Annotated in this window: 1 protein-coding gene; it reads left to right on the forward strand. The window is 40.8% G+C overall.

Annotated elements, in window-relative coordinates; genetic code table 11:
• Positions 1-309: hypothetical protein (locus AC6UDG_RS07510; protein WP_500706962.1), on the forward strand; the 309-nt coding region annotated here is incomplete at both ends.

Here is a 309-nt window from a genome sequence, read left to right on the forward strand (position 1 = left end):
GAGTTTTGTTGCTTTGCACCATCATCACAAGAAACAGATCAGTAAGGGCATGAGCATGGCCAGTTTTCCATCAAAGTTTCGCGGAGCTTGGTACTCGTACTCAACTAAAACCAATCGGTACAGCATCATCCGCAACACGAAAAGGACGAGTTCAGCGACTATTTATGGAGCCGACTCCAAACCAGATACATATTGTGTCACGATCCATCAAACCAAGTATAAGCCCCATTTTAAAGAAATTGGTAATCGCACTAAACTTAGTAATAGTTACATAAAAAAGACCGAAAATTGGTCGTTATTACGCAACAT

Source organism: Fructilactobacillus sp. X2R1C1 (genome assembly GCF_059901435.1).